This is a genomic window from Serratia sp. JSRIV006 (genome assembly GCF_019968685.1).
GTDB classification, from domain to species: domain Bacteria; phylum Pseudomonadota; class Gammaproteobacteria; order Enterobacterales; family Enterobacteriaceae; genus Chania; species Chania fonticola_B.
Window position 1 is genome coordinate 1880384 of the sequence record NZ_CP074137.1, and the last position, 14847, is coordinate 1895230.

Consider the following 14847-nt stretch of genomic DNA (forward strand, 5'->3'; position numbering starts at 1 on the left):
ATACCGGGAAGTTACACTACCAGCCACAGCAGCCAGGTAAAGACGAAGCCACTTAAACCGAGCAGGGTGGTTAATACCGTCCAGGTTTTCAGGCCATCGGCCACTGACAGGCCAAGGTATTTGGTGACAATCCAGAAGCCGGAGTCGTTAACGTGGGATAACCCCAGACCGCCAAAGCAGGTGGCGAGCGTGACCAACACTAGCTGCATCGGGTTAAGCCCGATAACCGCTTCGGACAGCAACCCGCCGGTCGTCAGAATGGCGACGGTAGCCGACCCCTGCGAGGCACGCAGTGCCAGCGAGATGATAAATGCAGCCGGGATTAACGGCAGGCCAATGGTGGTCAGCACATCTGCCAGCGCTTTACCCACGCCAGACTCGACTAGCACCTTGCCAAACACTCCGCCCGCACCGGTAACCATGATGACTACTGCCGCTGTCGGTAACGCGCCTCCCATCACATCGCTGGTGTGTTGCAGGCTCCAGCCGCGACGGATAGCCAGCAGATAGAACGCCAACACCAGGGCGATCATTAACGCTACGCCCGGTGAGCCGATTAATGACAAGGCATCACGCAGCGCTGAACCTGGTGGCAGCATGGTGGCAGAAACGGTGCCCAGCATAATGATGGCGATAGGAATAACGATCAGCGCGGTAATCAACCCGGCGCTCGGCGGATTGATCCGATCGCTGAGTGGGGCTTTGCCCTCTGGTGCTGGCTCAGGGGCTGCCAGCTGTAGCTGTTCCAACACCTCAATGGAGAGGGGGTAGGCTTTACGGTTGAGATATTTTGCCGCGAAGTAACCGATAACGCCCACCGGGATACAGATGACCAGGCCGATAATGGTCAGCCAACCGATATCGGCATTCAACAGCCCCGCCGCCGCGACCGGGCCTGGATGTGGTGGCAGAGCAACGTGGACCGTCAGCATCACACCGGCCATTGGCAAGCCAAACTTCAACGGTGAGACTTTAGCCACTTTGGCAAAGCCATAGATGATCGGGGCCAGGATGATAAAGCCGACGTCGAAAAACACCGGAATGCCCAGGACGAATGCGGCACTGGTTAGCGCGGCAATGGTGCGCTTTGGCCCCAGCGCTTTGCTGAAACGCTGCGCCAGGGATTCTGCGCCGCCCGAATGTTCGATCATTCTACCCAGCATGGCACCCAGGCCGATGATAATGGTCACCGAGCCGAGTACACCGCCCATCCCGGCGGTCATCACTTTCATGACTTCACCGGTTGGGATCCCGCTGGCAAGCGCGACCAGTAGACTAACGACCAGCAGGGCGACAAACGGCTGAACCTTCGCCTTGATGACCATCAATAGCAGCAGTACGACACCCAGTACGGCAATGATCAGTAGCATAGTTGGAGACATAGCATAGCCTTTAATTCAGGTAAGAGTCCGGCACCGCGATCGCCCTGGGGCGATACGGGTGCGTTTATTTTTTATGTTATTGGAACTGGTGTTGGCGCTACGAGTTCTTGATTACAGGTAAGGTTTCACCCAACCCAGACCCGCCGTCGTTTCTCCACGAGGTTTATATTCACAACCGATCCAGCCTTGGTAGCCCACCTTATCCAACTGGGCGAATAGCCAAGGATAATTCAGCTCACCGTCATCGGGTTCATTACGGTCTGGCACCGAGGCGATCTGGATATGGGCATAGCGCCCGGCCAATGAGGCGATCAGATTGCCGATATTGCCGTCCACCAGCTGCGCGTGGAAGAAGTCGAACTGAATAAACACGTTCGGGCGATCGATGGCGGCCACCAGCTCTGCCGCCTGATGCTGGCTAGAGAACAGGTAGTTGGGCTTGATCGGTGGGCTGAGCGCTTCGATCAACACCTTGATGCCGTGAGGGGCAAAGGCGTCGGCGGCGTAACGGATATTGCTGATAAAGGTTTCCCGATAGCGGGCAATATCTTCCCCTGGCGGCACTACGCCAGCCATCACGTGAACGCTAGGGCACTTGAGGGCGATGGCATATTCCAGAGCGCGATCGATATCCGCACGGGCATCCTGCTCGCGGCCTGGCAATGCCGCCAGCCCCCATTCGCCTGCGCCCACATCGCCCGGCGCGGTATTGAACAACACCTGCTGTAGACCATTTTGTTGCAGTTTATCCGCCAGTAGATCGGCAGGGTAATCATAAGGGAACAGGAACTCTACCGCTTTAAATCCGGCCGCCGCAGCGGCATCAAAACGATCCAGAAACGAGTGCTCGGTAAACATCATTGATAAATTGGCAGCAAATTTTGGCATGGTTCAGCTCCGTAACTCGGCAATTTCATCATCGGTTAAATAGCGAATTGGGCGGTTGCCGAGGGTGAAAATCAGCTTGGCCGCATCTTCCATTTCTTCGGTATTGTTCGCGGCTTCCCGCAGGCTCTCACCGGTGACCACGGGGCCGTGGTTCGCCAACAGGAAAGCCTTGTAGCTTGGGGCCAGCTTGCCCAGATCTTCCGCCAGCCGCAGATCGCCGGGGCGGTAGTAAGGCACCACCGGCACCTGGCCGACGCGCATCACCACATAAGGGGTGAACGGCTTGATGGCGTTTGCCGTATCCAGCCCTTGCAGACAGGAAAGCGCGGTCAGATAGGTGCAATGCAGATGCACTACCGCCTTGCACGCCGGGTTGTTCTGGTACAGCGCGCGGTGAAAGCTGATCTCTTTCGAGGGCTTGTCGCCAGAAATCCATTCACCGCTCAGGCTGACTTTCGACAGCTTGTCTGCCTGCAACTCCCCCAGGCAAGAGCCCGTTGGGGTGGCCAGCAGGGTACCGTCTGGCAACAACAGCGAAAGGTTGCCTGCTGAACCGGTAGCGTAGCCGCGCTGGAAGAACGAAGCCCCCAGGCGCACCATCTCTTCCCTTGCCAGCCGTTCAGTGTCAGCGGTCATCGTCATACTGAAAACTCCGTTTGTGCTCTGGCGAAAAAGTTTTCATCGCCGAAGTTGCCCGATTTCAGGGCCAGTGATACCGGTTGTTCGATTGCGCGTACCCAAGGCACGCCTGGAGAAATACAAGGGCCGATATGGAAGCCGCGGATCCCCAATGCCTGGGTGACCACGCCAGAGGTTTCACCGCCGGCGACGATAAAGCGGCTGAAACCCTGTTGTTGCAGGCGTTTAACCACTTCGGCAAACAGGGCTTCTACCGCCTGGCTGGCGGCTTCGGTGCCGTATTGCTGCTGGGTTCGTTGCAGTTGCTCCGGTTCGGCGGTGGCATACAGCAATGGGGCCAGTGGCTGTGCGGCCTGCAGTTCTACCCATGAACTTAGCTCTGCTGCGTAGGCGCTGCGTTCGCCTGCTGTGATGCAGCGAGAGACATCAATGCTCTGTGCCGGAGCCTGTTGGCGGTAGCGTGCTACCTGCTTGTTGGTCATGGTGGAGCAGGAGCCGGAAAGGACCACGGCTTTCTTCCCCTGTGGCGCTCCGGCAGATTGGGCTTTTTCCTGGCCCGGCTGCGCCCATTGGCGGGCAATGCCGATCGCCAGCCCTGAACCTCCGGTGACCAACTTCATGGTTTTCAGCGCTTCGCCCTGTGTCAGCAGATGCTGTTCGTTCAGGGTATCCAATACCACGTAGCGCACGCCAAGCTGTGCCAGCTGTTGCAGTTTTTCCTGCACTGCACCGGTTCCACGATCCATCTCTGCCGCGTTGACCAGCCCGCAACGCCCGCTGGCCTGGGCCTCCATTAGCCGCATCAGATTACTGTCGGTCATTGGCGTCACCGGATGGTTGCGCATACCGGATTCCGACAGCAACTGGTCCATCACGAACAGATAGCCTTGATATACCGTGCGGCCATTTACCGGTAGTGCAGGGGAAATCACCGTTTGCTGTTCGCCAAGCGCATCGAGCAAGGCGTCGGTAACCGGCCCGATATTGCCTTGGGCTGTGCTGTCGAAGGTGGAACAGTACTTAAAGTAGAACTGGCGGCAACCCTGGCGCTGTAACCAGGCTAAAGCCTGCAACGACTGCTCGACCGCCTGGTCGACCGGGCAGGAGCGCGATTTCAGGCTGATCACCACCGCCTGCGAGTCGACAGGGGTATCATCCTGCGGTACGCCATTGAGCTGGACCGTAGGTAAACCGTTTTCCACCAGGAAGCTGGCGATATCGGTGGCACCGGTAAAGTCGTCTGCAATCACTCCGAGTAACATTATGAGTTCTCCTTATTCTTTGGCAGTTCGATCCCGGCGAAGATCTTGATCACCGCGCTGTCATCTTCCTTGCCGAAACCTGCGTTGCTGGCGGAGGTGAACATGTTGAACGCCGTGGAGGCCAATGGCAGCGGGAAGTGCAGCGCTTTGGCGGTATCGGCCACCAGCCCAAGATCCTTGACGAAGATATCTACCGCAGATTTTGGTGAGTAGTCGCCATCGACCACGTGGCGCATACGGTTCTCAAACATCCAGGAGTTGCCTGCGGCGTTGGTGACCACATCGTACATCACGTCCAGCGGGATACCGGCGCGTGCGGCCAGCGCCATCGCCTCAGCACCGGCGGCAATGTGTACGCCTGCCAACAATTGATGGATGATCTTGACCGTTGCCCCCAGGCCGATCTCGTCGCCAATGCGGTACACTTTCCCGGCGACGGCATCCAGCACCGGTTGCAACTGGGCAAAGGTGCTCTCACTGCCCGAGGCCATCACGGTCATTTGGCCAGCCGCGGCCTTGGCTGCACCGCCGGAAACCGGGGCATCCAGCATCGGCAGGTTATACGCCAACAGTTTCTGTTCGATCTCCTTGGCATCCGCAGCAGCAATGGTGGATGACACCATCACCGGCGTATTGGGTTTCAACTGTGCCGCCAGGCCGTTATCCCCGAACAGGATCTGTTTTACCTGGTTGGCATTAACCACCAACAGCAGCACCGCATCCAGTTCGTTTGCAAAGTCTGCTGCGCTGGTGGCGGCCTGTTTGGCACCGGCTTGCTTTAGCGCCGCCAGTGCCTGAGGGTTGAGATCGACGCCATAGGTAGTCAGCCCGGCATTGATGCAGGACGTTGCCGCGCCCATGCCCATTGAACCTAAACCGACGATACAAACTGCGTAGTTTCCTGGTTGTGCCATGATGCACCTCTGTTAATTTTAGTGATTATTTGTTTTGATGTGTTAAATGTAAGCGTTATTGACGCGGATATCGGTGATCACCTTCACAATTATTAACAATGCAACAGACGGTCGAAAAAACGGTTACGCTTGCTAACATAATGCTTTTAAATGTTTTTTATGTTTATGACTGACTTCACAGCCTGAAAAGCTTTACTACCGTCGCACGAAAATTGACGTAAAATCACAATTATTATCATCGTAGTCACAGAGGGGGAACCGTGATACCTGTTGAACGCCACCAACAAATTTTGGCGCTGGTGTCCGAGCGCGGCGCAGTCAGCATAGCTGAACTGACCGAAAGGCTCGGGGTCTCACACATGACCATCCGGCGCGATCTGCAAAAACTGGAAGAGCAGGGCAGCGTACTGCCCGTTTCTGGCGGTGTGCAGTCGGCCGAACGAGTGGCGATTGAGCCTTCGCATCAGGATAAGGAAGGGATGTTCAGCCAGCAGAAAGCTGCCATTGGGCAACTGGCCGCGCGGCAGATCCCGGCCAACAGCTGCATCTACCTGGATGCAGGCACCACCACGTTGGCCCTGGCTCGTCAGCTCGGCGATCGTGACGATATCACCGTGGTGACCAACGATTTTGTTATTGCCGCCTATCTGCTGGAACATAGCCAGTGCAAGCTGATCCACACCGGCGGTACGGTATGCCGGGAAAACCGTTCCTGCGTCGGGGCCGCTGCGGCTCAGGCTTTACGTAATCTGTTTATCGATCTGGCGTTTATCTCTGCTTCTTCATGGAGTATGCGTGGTTTGTCTACCCCGAACGAGGATAAGGTGGTGGTGAAAAACGCCATCGTTGAGGCCAGCCGCCGTCGCATTTTGCTAAGTGATACGTCCAAATATGGCAAAGTGGCCACCTATCTGGCGCTGCCGATTTCGGTCTTTGAGGTGATCATCACTGACGATCACCTGCCGGAAGCGGCGCGTGAGGCGATTACGCAGGCAAATATTACGTTGCTTACTGCGATGCAGTGACTTTCAATCCCGCCAATCTGATAAACACCGGGGTGGTTATCGCTGCCCCAAGATCGTGGCTACAGACTCCACAGCAGATAATCCAGGCATTGAGCCGCAATAATTCCATCACGTCCAGGTGCCAGCCGGTGGCACCGTCAGCCCGCTACTACATAATATTTACCTATAAAAAGTTAATGAGTTATTTTTATGGATTCACCTTAATGCGGTGCTGATATACACCCTAATGAGTATGGTTAATACCAGGTTATATCGCTATGTAAAGTCAGTGTCATGTCAAGGCGGTTATCTGGCAGAGTGACAGGTTAAAACCATTGATTTAAATGATAAAGGTTATCAACGCTAGCCGAAAACATCGACTTTCCCAGTCCTGTAAGATCTTAGTGATGGTTAAATCTGCGATATTTTTACATTAAAACAGGCTCTGCAAGGTGTTTTGGTGAATTTTTTCGCTAAAAATATATTTATGGCAACATAAAAATCTATCCTTATGAAATTTAACGAATCAATATATCAATAATCAGCGTGTTTCGATAATCTTTGTTTTGGTCATGAGAAAATTCTTATTCCAGGGAGAAGGAAAAATGCCACAGTTAATGACAATTACCCGCGGTCTATTTACTAGCGATAAAAACGTTCACGAAGGCTTTTTTTTAATTTCAATTAAATGATTTTATTAACGATTAATGCCTGGGCTGTCTGTTTTTATAGTGAAAGTCGTGAATATAATGAAATATAAGCTTAATGACCGTATTATCTTCGATGTCGATAGCGGAACGCTGAGTTTGAGCGATCTGTTTGACGATACTGTCACCATCTCCAACCCATCCAAGCGCTTGCTGCAGTTACTTATTGTCCACCAGGGCGATGCTGTGAGCCGTGAAGTGATCTTCAAAAAGGTGTGGGATGATTATGGGATGATTTCCAGTAACAATAATCTTAACCAGTGCGTGAGCAAGTTACGTAGAGTGATCAAGGCGCTGGGAATTGATGAGGAGGTGATCGTCACGGTTCCCAAGGTGGGTTTTATGCTGCACAGCGAAATCCAGATTGTGTCTTGTGAAGATGATAAGGATACGCCGATCCTTGGTGCCGAACCGCCGGTATCAGTCGCTAAAACCATACCCGTGGTGGTAGGTAAGGTGTTCTCCCGTGCTTCCTTGCGCTATGGTTGGGGGATGCTGGGCTTCGTGTGTGTGGTGTTGGCAGGCATAGCGTTCTATATTTTCAATCCAAGTATCCGGCAAGAGAGCTATCTGGGTAAATCGGGTAACTGCGCGGTATTTATGTCGTACTCCACGGTTCGGGCAGATCCGGCATTCAGCGATGATGTGCTGGCGCAGGTGGCAAGGCAAAAAATCCAATGCCAGCCGGATGAATACCTGTTGCTGATACGTGGAAATCAGGTGAAGTCGTATATTTCTGGCATCTCACGGCTATTTTTTCTCCGCTGCAAGATTTTGCGAGAGCATAAGATTGAACTTTGCTCTGGTCTGGAAAGCGAATCCTCCCTGTAATTGAATGATGCTGATTGGCTGGCGGGGTGAACGACCGACAGCCAGAACATCGTGGCCTGAGATTTAACCACTTTACTAACGTTATCTCCCCTCAAGTACGATCGTTACAGTGATTTATCCCCCTTATTATTCCGCTGGCTCACTATCCCGAAACAGTAATGCCCCTCACCCTAGCCCTCTCCCAAAGGGAGAGGGGACCGAACGTGCCACAACTTTATTACGGCACACTGTCTCAACCCTCTCTCTGCTCACTTCTGCACCTGTAGTACCGCCACCCTCGTACAAAAGGAGAGGGGGACCGAGCGTGCCACCATTTTATTACGGCACACCGTCTCTGCAATAACCCTCTTTCCGCTCACCTCTGCACCTTGAACGTGGCACCGTACCAGCTCTCTCGCCCAAAAGGAGAAGGGACCGAGCGTGCCACAATTTTATTACGGTACACCTCCTCTGCATCAACCCTGTCGCAGCTTTTCTCTGCACTTGAACACGGCACCGTACTAGCTCCCTCGCCCTTTGGGAGAGGGGTGGGGTGAGAGGAAATGGGTTGCCTTAACTGACAGGCAATAACTGTACAGGCTGATTTTTCACCAGAATGGACGCCGAATAACGGTAGTTATAACGTGATTAATGTTTGATCGAATTAATCTAGGATAATTCTGCTACTCGCCTAGCGTGGGTGGGATTTCTATCCTTAATTGAGTGTTAAAAAGATTAAATGCAGGATTTAAATCTAAACATTTCACATTTACTAGTTAATGATTATCTTAAGATTTATTTGGGTTAAGATTTTTCTCGCCAAGTAGGACGAGAGGCATACTCACGTTGCATATCAATACTTGGCGTTATCCCGCTAGCAACTGGCAATACCGGAGTGAGTGGAGATGACAAAGATCGGTACATTTAACGGACAATAGAAATCTATAACTTAGGGAGTTTTACCATGAAAAAGATCACACTTGCTCTGGCAATCGTTTCAGCATTCGCAGTAGTGGGCACCGCTCAGGCAGCAGACGTTACCGCACAAGCCTTGGCTACCTGGTCAGCCACTGCCAAGAAAGATACCACCAGCAAGTTGGTTGTGACGCCAATCGGCAGCCTGTCTTTCCAATATGCTGAAGGCATCAAAGGCTTCAACAGCCAGAAAGGTCTGTTCGACGTGACTATCGAGGGCGAAGGAACCGCCACCGATTTTAAACTGACCTCCAAGTTGGTATCCAATACTCTGACTCAGCTTGACACCTCGGGTTCTACCCTGGAAGTCGGCGTTGACTACAACGGCGCTAACGTAGGCAAAACCGCTCAAACTACCATGATCGACGTTAAGGCCGGTGTTCTGGGTGGTAACCTGAGCGCACTGTCTGCAGCTTACGACAAAGCCGTTCGTACCAGCGCGCAAGACCAGTTCACTTTCACCATTATCGGCGCAACTGCTGATGGCACAACTGCGGTGACGGATTTCAGCACCCTGCCTGAAGGTATCTGGAGTGGTGACGTGAGCGTAGAGTTCAACGCTACCTGGACTACCGCATAATCTTTTCCCCAGAGTAATGCGTCCTAACAGGGGGGAAACCCCCTGTTTTTGTCAGCTAAAGAGTTTGGAATACCGCTATGAATCGTTTCTATTTTTCTATTCCCCTGTTGCTGTCTCTGTGCCACAGCGCTTTGGCGCTGGATGTTGGTGCGATCAGTTCCTTTATGCCCAGTAATAGCGCGACGCTAAGTAAAGAAATTAAAAATACGACGGATAGCGGCCGCCTGGTGAATATAAAAATAGAAAGGATTTCCGACCCGACGGAATCGGGCACCGTGATCCCGATGGCGACGAAAGACGAAATGCTGTTGTCACCCGCCAGCCTGATGATGCCAGCCAACGCCAGGGACGTGATCCGTTTTTATTATAAGGGGCCAGAAGATAATCAAGAACGCTATTACCGGATTGTCTGGTTTGATCAGGCATTAACCGATGCGGGGCAGAATACCGCCAAACGCAATGGCGTGGCCACCACCTCGGCGCGTATTGGCACCATTTTAGTGGTTACGCCACGTCAGGTTAATTTTAATCATCAGTTTGCCAATAACAAAATCACCAATACCGGCAATGCCACCTTCAAAATGGTGGCCTACGGCCCCTGCAAGAATAAGAAAGAAGGCAGCAACTGCAAGGAAAACTATTTTGTCATGCCAGGTAAAGATCGTGGCCTGTCCAAAGTGGATATCAATGATAAGAAAAGCCACGTTGCGCTTTGGTATGGAGAGCAATTTATTCAAGTCAAATAACACTGAGTTGGGCTGCCACGGGATGTTGCAGTAAAGGGATGCATAATAGTTCAAGGAGTTAGACGTGAAACTAGCACTGGATAGTGCATTACTCAAGATATCAGTAGCGGTGGGGATGAGCGTTATCCCGGCCGTGATGATCCCTGGGCAGTCGGCTCTTGCCGCCGGGTTAACCCAAATTGATGGCGTGTTGATCCCCCAGACTTTCAGCATGGCATTGCGCGAGGGGATGAGCATCCCGTTATTGCTGCATTTTGAACAAAACAGCACCCTGAAAGACGATCAACGCATTGGGCGCGCATTGCTGGTGCTTGATGATAACCATCTGAAAATCAGCGAAATTACCCTGGAAGATAACGAGGGTGGCGCACAGTTGACCGCCGCGATCACCAAGCAGCTCAATGCGCTCAATGATGCCAACTTTGACGATAAGCAACGCATCACGCTGTCGGATGATGCTTGGCTGGCGTTGGATTTCCGCCAGTTGAACCTGCAATTGGTGGTGAAGCAATCGGCCCTGGGGACGGTATTGCGTGAGCGCGCCAGCGATATTGGTGCGTCGAGTGTTGATGAGATAAGCAGCACGCTAGCCTATAACCTGGGCATTTACGACAATCGCACCAAAGCCAGTGAAGGTTTTACCTCCAGCTATTTATCGCTGAATAACGTCACCTCTCTGCGTGAGCATCATGTGGAAGTGAACGGTTCTGTCTATGGGATTGGCAGCAGCAACCAGGATTCGACGCTGTATAAGGTGATGTATGAGCGTGACTTCGCTGGCCGACGCTTTGCCGCAGGCATGCTCGACAGTTGGAACCTGCAATCGCTGGGCCCAGTGACCACCATCAATTCGAGCAAAATCTACGGCATGTCCTATGGCAGCCGTGCCAATTCGACGGTGTTTGATAATACCCAGTCGTTAACGCCGATTGTCGCTTTCTTCCCCTCGGCGGGGGAGGTTCACCTGTCGCGTGATGGCCGCCTGCTCAGCGTACAGAATTTCTCCATGGGTAACCACGAAGTGGATACCGGCACGCTGCCTTTCGGTATTTACGATGTGCAGGTTGAGGTGATCGTCAATGGTCAGGTGATCAGCCGCCGTATGCAGCGGGTTAACAAACTCTATAGTCCGCTGCACGCCGCGGGTGCGCCGATGTTCTGGCAGTATTGGGGCGGTATGGTGCGTATGGATGAGTGGCATGGCGACAACGATCGCTTCGCTGAGGCTAAAGATAGCTACCTGCTGGGGGCTTCAGCCTCTGGCAACCTGTCTCGCTTTAACTGGGCGCTGTCCGGCTATTCCCTGGACAGTACTTCGGTGGCGGAAGGCCGTTTAAGCATACCGATCATCGATGCGGTGCAGGTTAGCACGCAGAGCATGGTAGCCACGGACCGATCCTGGACGCTGATCAACACCGTGAGCGCCACGCTGCCCGGTGGTTTCAGTACGCTGTGGGCCAACGAAGAAAAAACGGTGATCGGCAACAAACTGCGCCAAAACGATGCCCATAACCGGGCGATCGGCGGCTCGCTGAACTTGGGGGCGATTGTGCCTCACCTCGGCACGCTCAGCGTCAGTTATAACGACGACAAGAAAAATAGCAGCCATTATTACAACGTGGATTACTACCAGAATCTGTTCACCGGCCGTTACGGCACGCTGGGCATACGTGCGGGGGTACAGCGATACAATAATGGCCATTCCGGCGGTAATACCGGCAAGTACATTGCGCTCGATTTCTCCTTGCCACTGGGCAACTGGTTCAGCGCCGGGGTTTCTAACCAGAACGGCTACACCACGGCCAATATTGCGGCGCGTAAAGAGATTGCCGATGGGCCGATCCGTACCGTGGGGGCCAATCTGTCGCGCGCCATCTCCGGGGATACCAACGGGGATAACAGCTTTAACGGCGGTGCCTACGCCCGTTTTGACACCAAGTATTCTACCGGCACCGTCAACGTTAGCAGCTCCGCAGACGGCTACGTGAATACCAGCCTGACCGCTAACGGTAGCGTTGGTTGGCAGGGGCGTCATATCGCGGCAAGTGGGCGCAATGAAGGTAACTCAGGGATCATTATCAATACCGGCCTGGAAAATGAAGGCATGCTGACTGCGCGCGTAGATGGCCGCGTCGTCAAGCTGACCGGCGACAAGAACTACCTGCCACTGTCCCCTTACGGTCAGTATGTGGTGGAGTTGATGAACAACAAAAACTCGGCGGAAAGCTTCGATATCGTCACCAATCGTAAGAACAGCCTGACGCTGTACCCGGGCAACGTGGCGGTCATCGAACCGCAAATCAAACAGATGGTCACGGTATTTGGCCGTATCAAGGCCGAGGATGGCACGCTGCTGGCCAACGCCAATATCAACAACCATATCGGGCGTACCCGTACGGATGAAAAAGGGGAGTTCGTGATGGATGTGGATAAGAAATTCCCGGTAATCGATTTTACCTACCGCCACAATCAAAGCTGTGAGGTGGCGCTGGATCTGAGCAAGGCACAGGGTGCGGTCTGGGTCGGCGACGTGGTTTGCCGCGGCTTGAAGTCCTACGCCAAAGTGGGCCAACCAGGAGATATGAGCAATGAAGGCTAATAGCATACGTTTGGCGCTGTTGATCGGTGGCCTGCTGAGCATCGCCCCGGCGCAGGCGGTGAACCCGACCAATCTGGGAGATGCCGCCACGATGAAGTTTGTCTTTGTTGAGAACAATGCGGACGATAACTTCTTTGTGACCCCGGCAGGGGGACTCGATCCGCGGCTGACCGGTGCCAATAAATGGACCGGCCTGAAATATGGGGGTTCCGGCACCATTTACCAGCAGAGCCTGGGTTACGTCGATAATGGCTATAATTATGGGCTGACGGCTAACAACCGCTTTGATATGTGGCTGGAAAATGCGCCAATTAAAAACCCGTTCCTTGGCCTGCGCTGCATCAACTGGTATGCCGGCTGTGACATGGATACCAGCCTGATCTTGCCAGAAACCACCGATGAGAAAGGGTTTTACGGTGCTGTCGTCACCTCTGGTGGGGCAAAATGGATGCACGGCATGATGTCACCGAGTTTTTATCAGTACCTGAAACAGATGGGAGCGGGCACTTCGTTCAGCATGCAGATCAACGGTTGTCAGACCAACGTTGTCTACAATGCCAGCAACGGCGAACGTTGCAAGGATCAAAGCTCAGGCACCTGGTATCGACGTAACGTCACCCATAGCAAAGCAGCACACCTGCGCTTCATCAATACCAATGCGGTATCGGAAGTGTTCGTCAACAGCGATGGGATACCGATCATCGGTGAAGGTAATGCGGACTGTCGCAACCAAACCGTCGGTGCCCGCAGCGGTATCATGTGCAAGATGGTCAGCTACGATCTGCAAACGGATGGCAGCGTCAGTAACACCTCGATCCATATTTTTCCGTCGATCAACCATGCCGCACTGTCATCGGCGGTTAATGCGGCCGATCTGCAATTCAGTTTGAATGGCAACAGTTGGAAAAATACCTCGGGTACCGGCAGCTACTATACGTTTAACGAGTTGAAGAGCAGCAATGCCGTTTACGTGTTTTTTGCCAGTAACTTCTTCAAACAGATGGTCAAGCTGGGGATCACCGACGGCGGTACGCACGATCTGATTAACTTCCGTTTCCAGAACACCACCTCGCCGGAATCGGGTTGGTATGAGTTCTCGACTTCTAACCAACTGATCATCAAGCCTCGTGATTTCAGTATCAGCATTATTTCCGAGGATTTCGATAACAGCCCGCACCGGGAAGGCTATGTTGGCCCTTCAGAGCCACCGTTGGAATTTGGTTATATTGTGACCACTAGCGCTAAGACCAATGCCGATCAGGTCAGGGTTATGGCGACCGGCCCAACGCAGTCACTGGGAGGGATCAACTACTGTATTTTCTCCTCGCCAGACAATACCACGAAGGTTCCATTCCCGGCCCAGCTTAGTATTACTACCAGCACGGGGACGGAGCAGGTGTTTGATGCCGGTTGTGACAGCCAGTGGCACGATATGACCAACGCCCTGTGGAGCAGCACACCATGGAACGATATTTCCGGTGACGTGGGGGTGATGAACAAGACCAAGGTCAAGTTCAGGATCCCGATGAACGCACCGATCTCGCTGAAAACGGTGGAAGGTAACGCCTGGTATGGTGATGTGCATGCCGCCGGTGAAATCCACGTTGAGGCAACCTGGCGCAATATCAATTAAGGGGATGATGTGAAAACTCTGCTGCTATGGCTAATCTTCCTGCCCTTTACCGCCGGGGCGATCAACGTGGGCACCATGACGTTTGCGATGGATCAGGATCAGTCCTTTGTCGCCAAACGGGTGTTGAACAATAACGCCAGCGCCCGGTTTTATCAGGTTTCCATTCGTGCCATCGATCGGCCAGGGGAGCAAGAGGTGCGAACCCGACCAGCAGAGGGTGAATTGCTGTTTGCCCCCAAGCAACTGACGCTGCGGGCAGGGCAGGGGGAATATTACAAGTTCTACTACCATGGGCCGAAGGATAATAAAGAGCGTTATTATCGTGTCTCATTTCGCGAGGTACCGACTAACCTGCTGACCACCGGGCAGAGCAACAAAGCCGGTGCCAATCTGGAGCCGATCGTGGTAATGGATACCATTCTGGTGGTCAGACCGCGTGTCACCCTGTTTGACTACCAGCTTGACAAGCAGCGCGGTACGCTCAAAAACACCGGTAATACCTTTTTTAAGTTTCTGCTGAAACCCGGTTGTGATAGCACTGATGAAGAGGGGATCACCGAGTATTTACGCCCAGGGGATACGCTGTCGCATCCGGGTATCAAACTGCAAGGTCAGAAATTTATTATTTATAACGATAAGTTTATCAACGTGGATAAAAGTTGTATTTAATTAGCCAGATTGGATTTTATTGACCATTCGGCAAGGAAC

Annotated in this window: 12 protein-coding genes; 7 read left to right on the top strand and 5 right to left on the bottom strand. The window is 53.1% G+C overall.

Going from position 1 to position 14847, the window contains the following annotated elements; translation table 11 throughout:
- Positions 1-11: 11 nt before the first annotated feature.
- From KGP16_RS08755 to ltnD, 5 genes are all read right to left on the bottom strand, one after another.
- Positions 12-1382: a GntP family transporter gene (locus tag KGP16_RS08755; protein WP_059200275.1), complete on the bottom strand. Its 1371-nt coding sequence runs from the start codon at positions 1380-1382 to the stop codon at positions 12-14.
- A gap of 111 nt (positions 1383-1493) precedes the next feature.
- On the bottom strand, positions 1494-2270 hold the full coding sequence (locus KGP16_RS08760; RefSeq protein WP_021180527.1) for an HPr family phosphocarrier protein: 777 nt from the start codon (positions 2268-2270) through the stop codon (positions 1494-1496).
- Positions 2271-2273: 3 nt separating this feature from the next.
- On the bottom strand, positions 2274-2906 hold the full coding sequence (otnC, locus tag KGP16_RS08765; RefSeq protein WP_037375203.1) for a 3-oxo-tetronate 4-phosphate decarboxylase: 633 nt from the start codon (positions 2904-2906) through the stop codon (positions 2274-2276).
- 2 nt (positions 2907-2908) lie between these two features.
- A complete protein-coding gene (otnK, locus tag KGP16_RS08770; RefSeq protein WP_305802308.1) occupies positions 2909-4171 on the bottom strand; it encodes a 3-oxo-tetronate kinase in 1263 nt (420 codons plus the stop codon).
- The gene (gene ltnD, locus KGP16_RS08775; protein WP_021805111.1) at positions 4171-5085 is read right to left on the bottom strand and encodes an L-threonate dehydrogenase; all 915 of its coding nucleotides are present in this window, start codon (positions 5083-5085) and stop codon (positions 4171-4173) included. Before ltnD ends, otnK begins: the two co-directional genes overlap by 1 nt.
- 260 nt (positions 5086-5345) lie before the next feature.
- Between ltnD and ygbI the strand changes: the two genes are divergently transcribed.
- The 7 genes from ygbI (at position 5346) to KGP16_RS08810 (ending at position 14808) form a co-directional block, all read left to right on the top strand.
- Positions 5346-6110 carry a DNA-binding transcriptional repressor YgbI gene (gene ygbI, locus KGP16_RS08780; RefSeq protein ID WP_021805110.1) on the top strand — a complete coding sequence of 255 codons (765 nt, stop codon included), beginning with the start codon at positions 5346-5348 and terminating at the stop codon, positions 6108-6110.
- A gap of 728 nt (positions 6111-6838) precedes the next feature.
- A complete protein-coding gene (locus tag KGP16_RS08785) occupies positions 6839-7627 on the top strand; it encodes a winged helix-turn-helix domain-containing protein (protein ID WP_037375075.1) in 789 nt (262 codons plus the stop codon).
- A gap of 943 nt (positions 7628-8570) precedes the next feature.
- Entirely contained in the window at positions 8571-9161 is a 591-nt protein-coding gene (locus tag KGP16_RS08790) for a common pilus major fimbrillin subunit EcpA (protein ID WP_021805109.1), read from the top strand.
- Between the two features lie 77 nt (positions 9162-9238).
- A complete protein-coding gene (locus KGP16_RS08795; protein WP_059200281.1) occupies positions 9239-9907 on the top strand; it encodes a hypothetical protein in 669 nt (222 codons plus the stop codon).
- A gap of 115 nt (positions 9908-10022) precedes the next feature.
- Positions 10023-12506 (top strand): fimbrial biogenesis outer membrane usher protein, encoded by a 2484-nt coding sequence (locus KGP16_RS08800; RefSeq protein ID WP_209555348.1) that lies wholly within the window; start codon positions 10023-10025, stop codon positions 12504-12506.
- Entirely contained in the window at positions 12496-14139 is a 1644-nt protein-coding gene (locus KGP16_RS08805) for a hypothetical protein (RefSeq protein WP_223501166.1), read from the top strand. Before KGP16_RS08800 ends, KGP16_RS08805 begins: the two co-directional genes overlap by 11 nt.
- Positions 14140-14148: 9 nt before the next feature.
- Positions 14149-14808, top strand: a complete 660-nt coding sequence (locus KGP16_RS08810) for a fimbria/pilus periplasmic chaperone (protein ID WP_021805105.1) — start codon at positions 14149-14151, stop codon at positions 14806-14808.
- Positions 14809-14847: the final 39 nt, after the last annotated feature.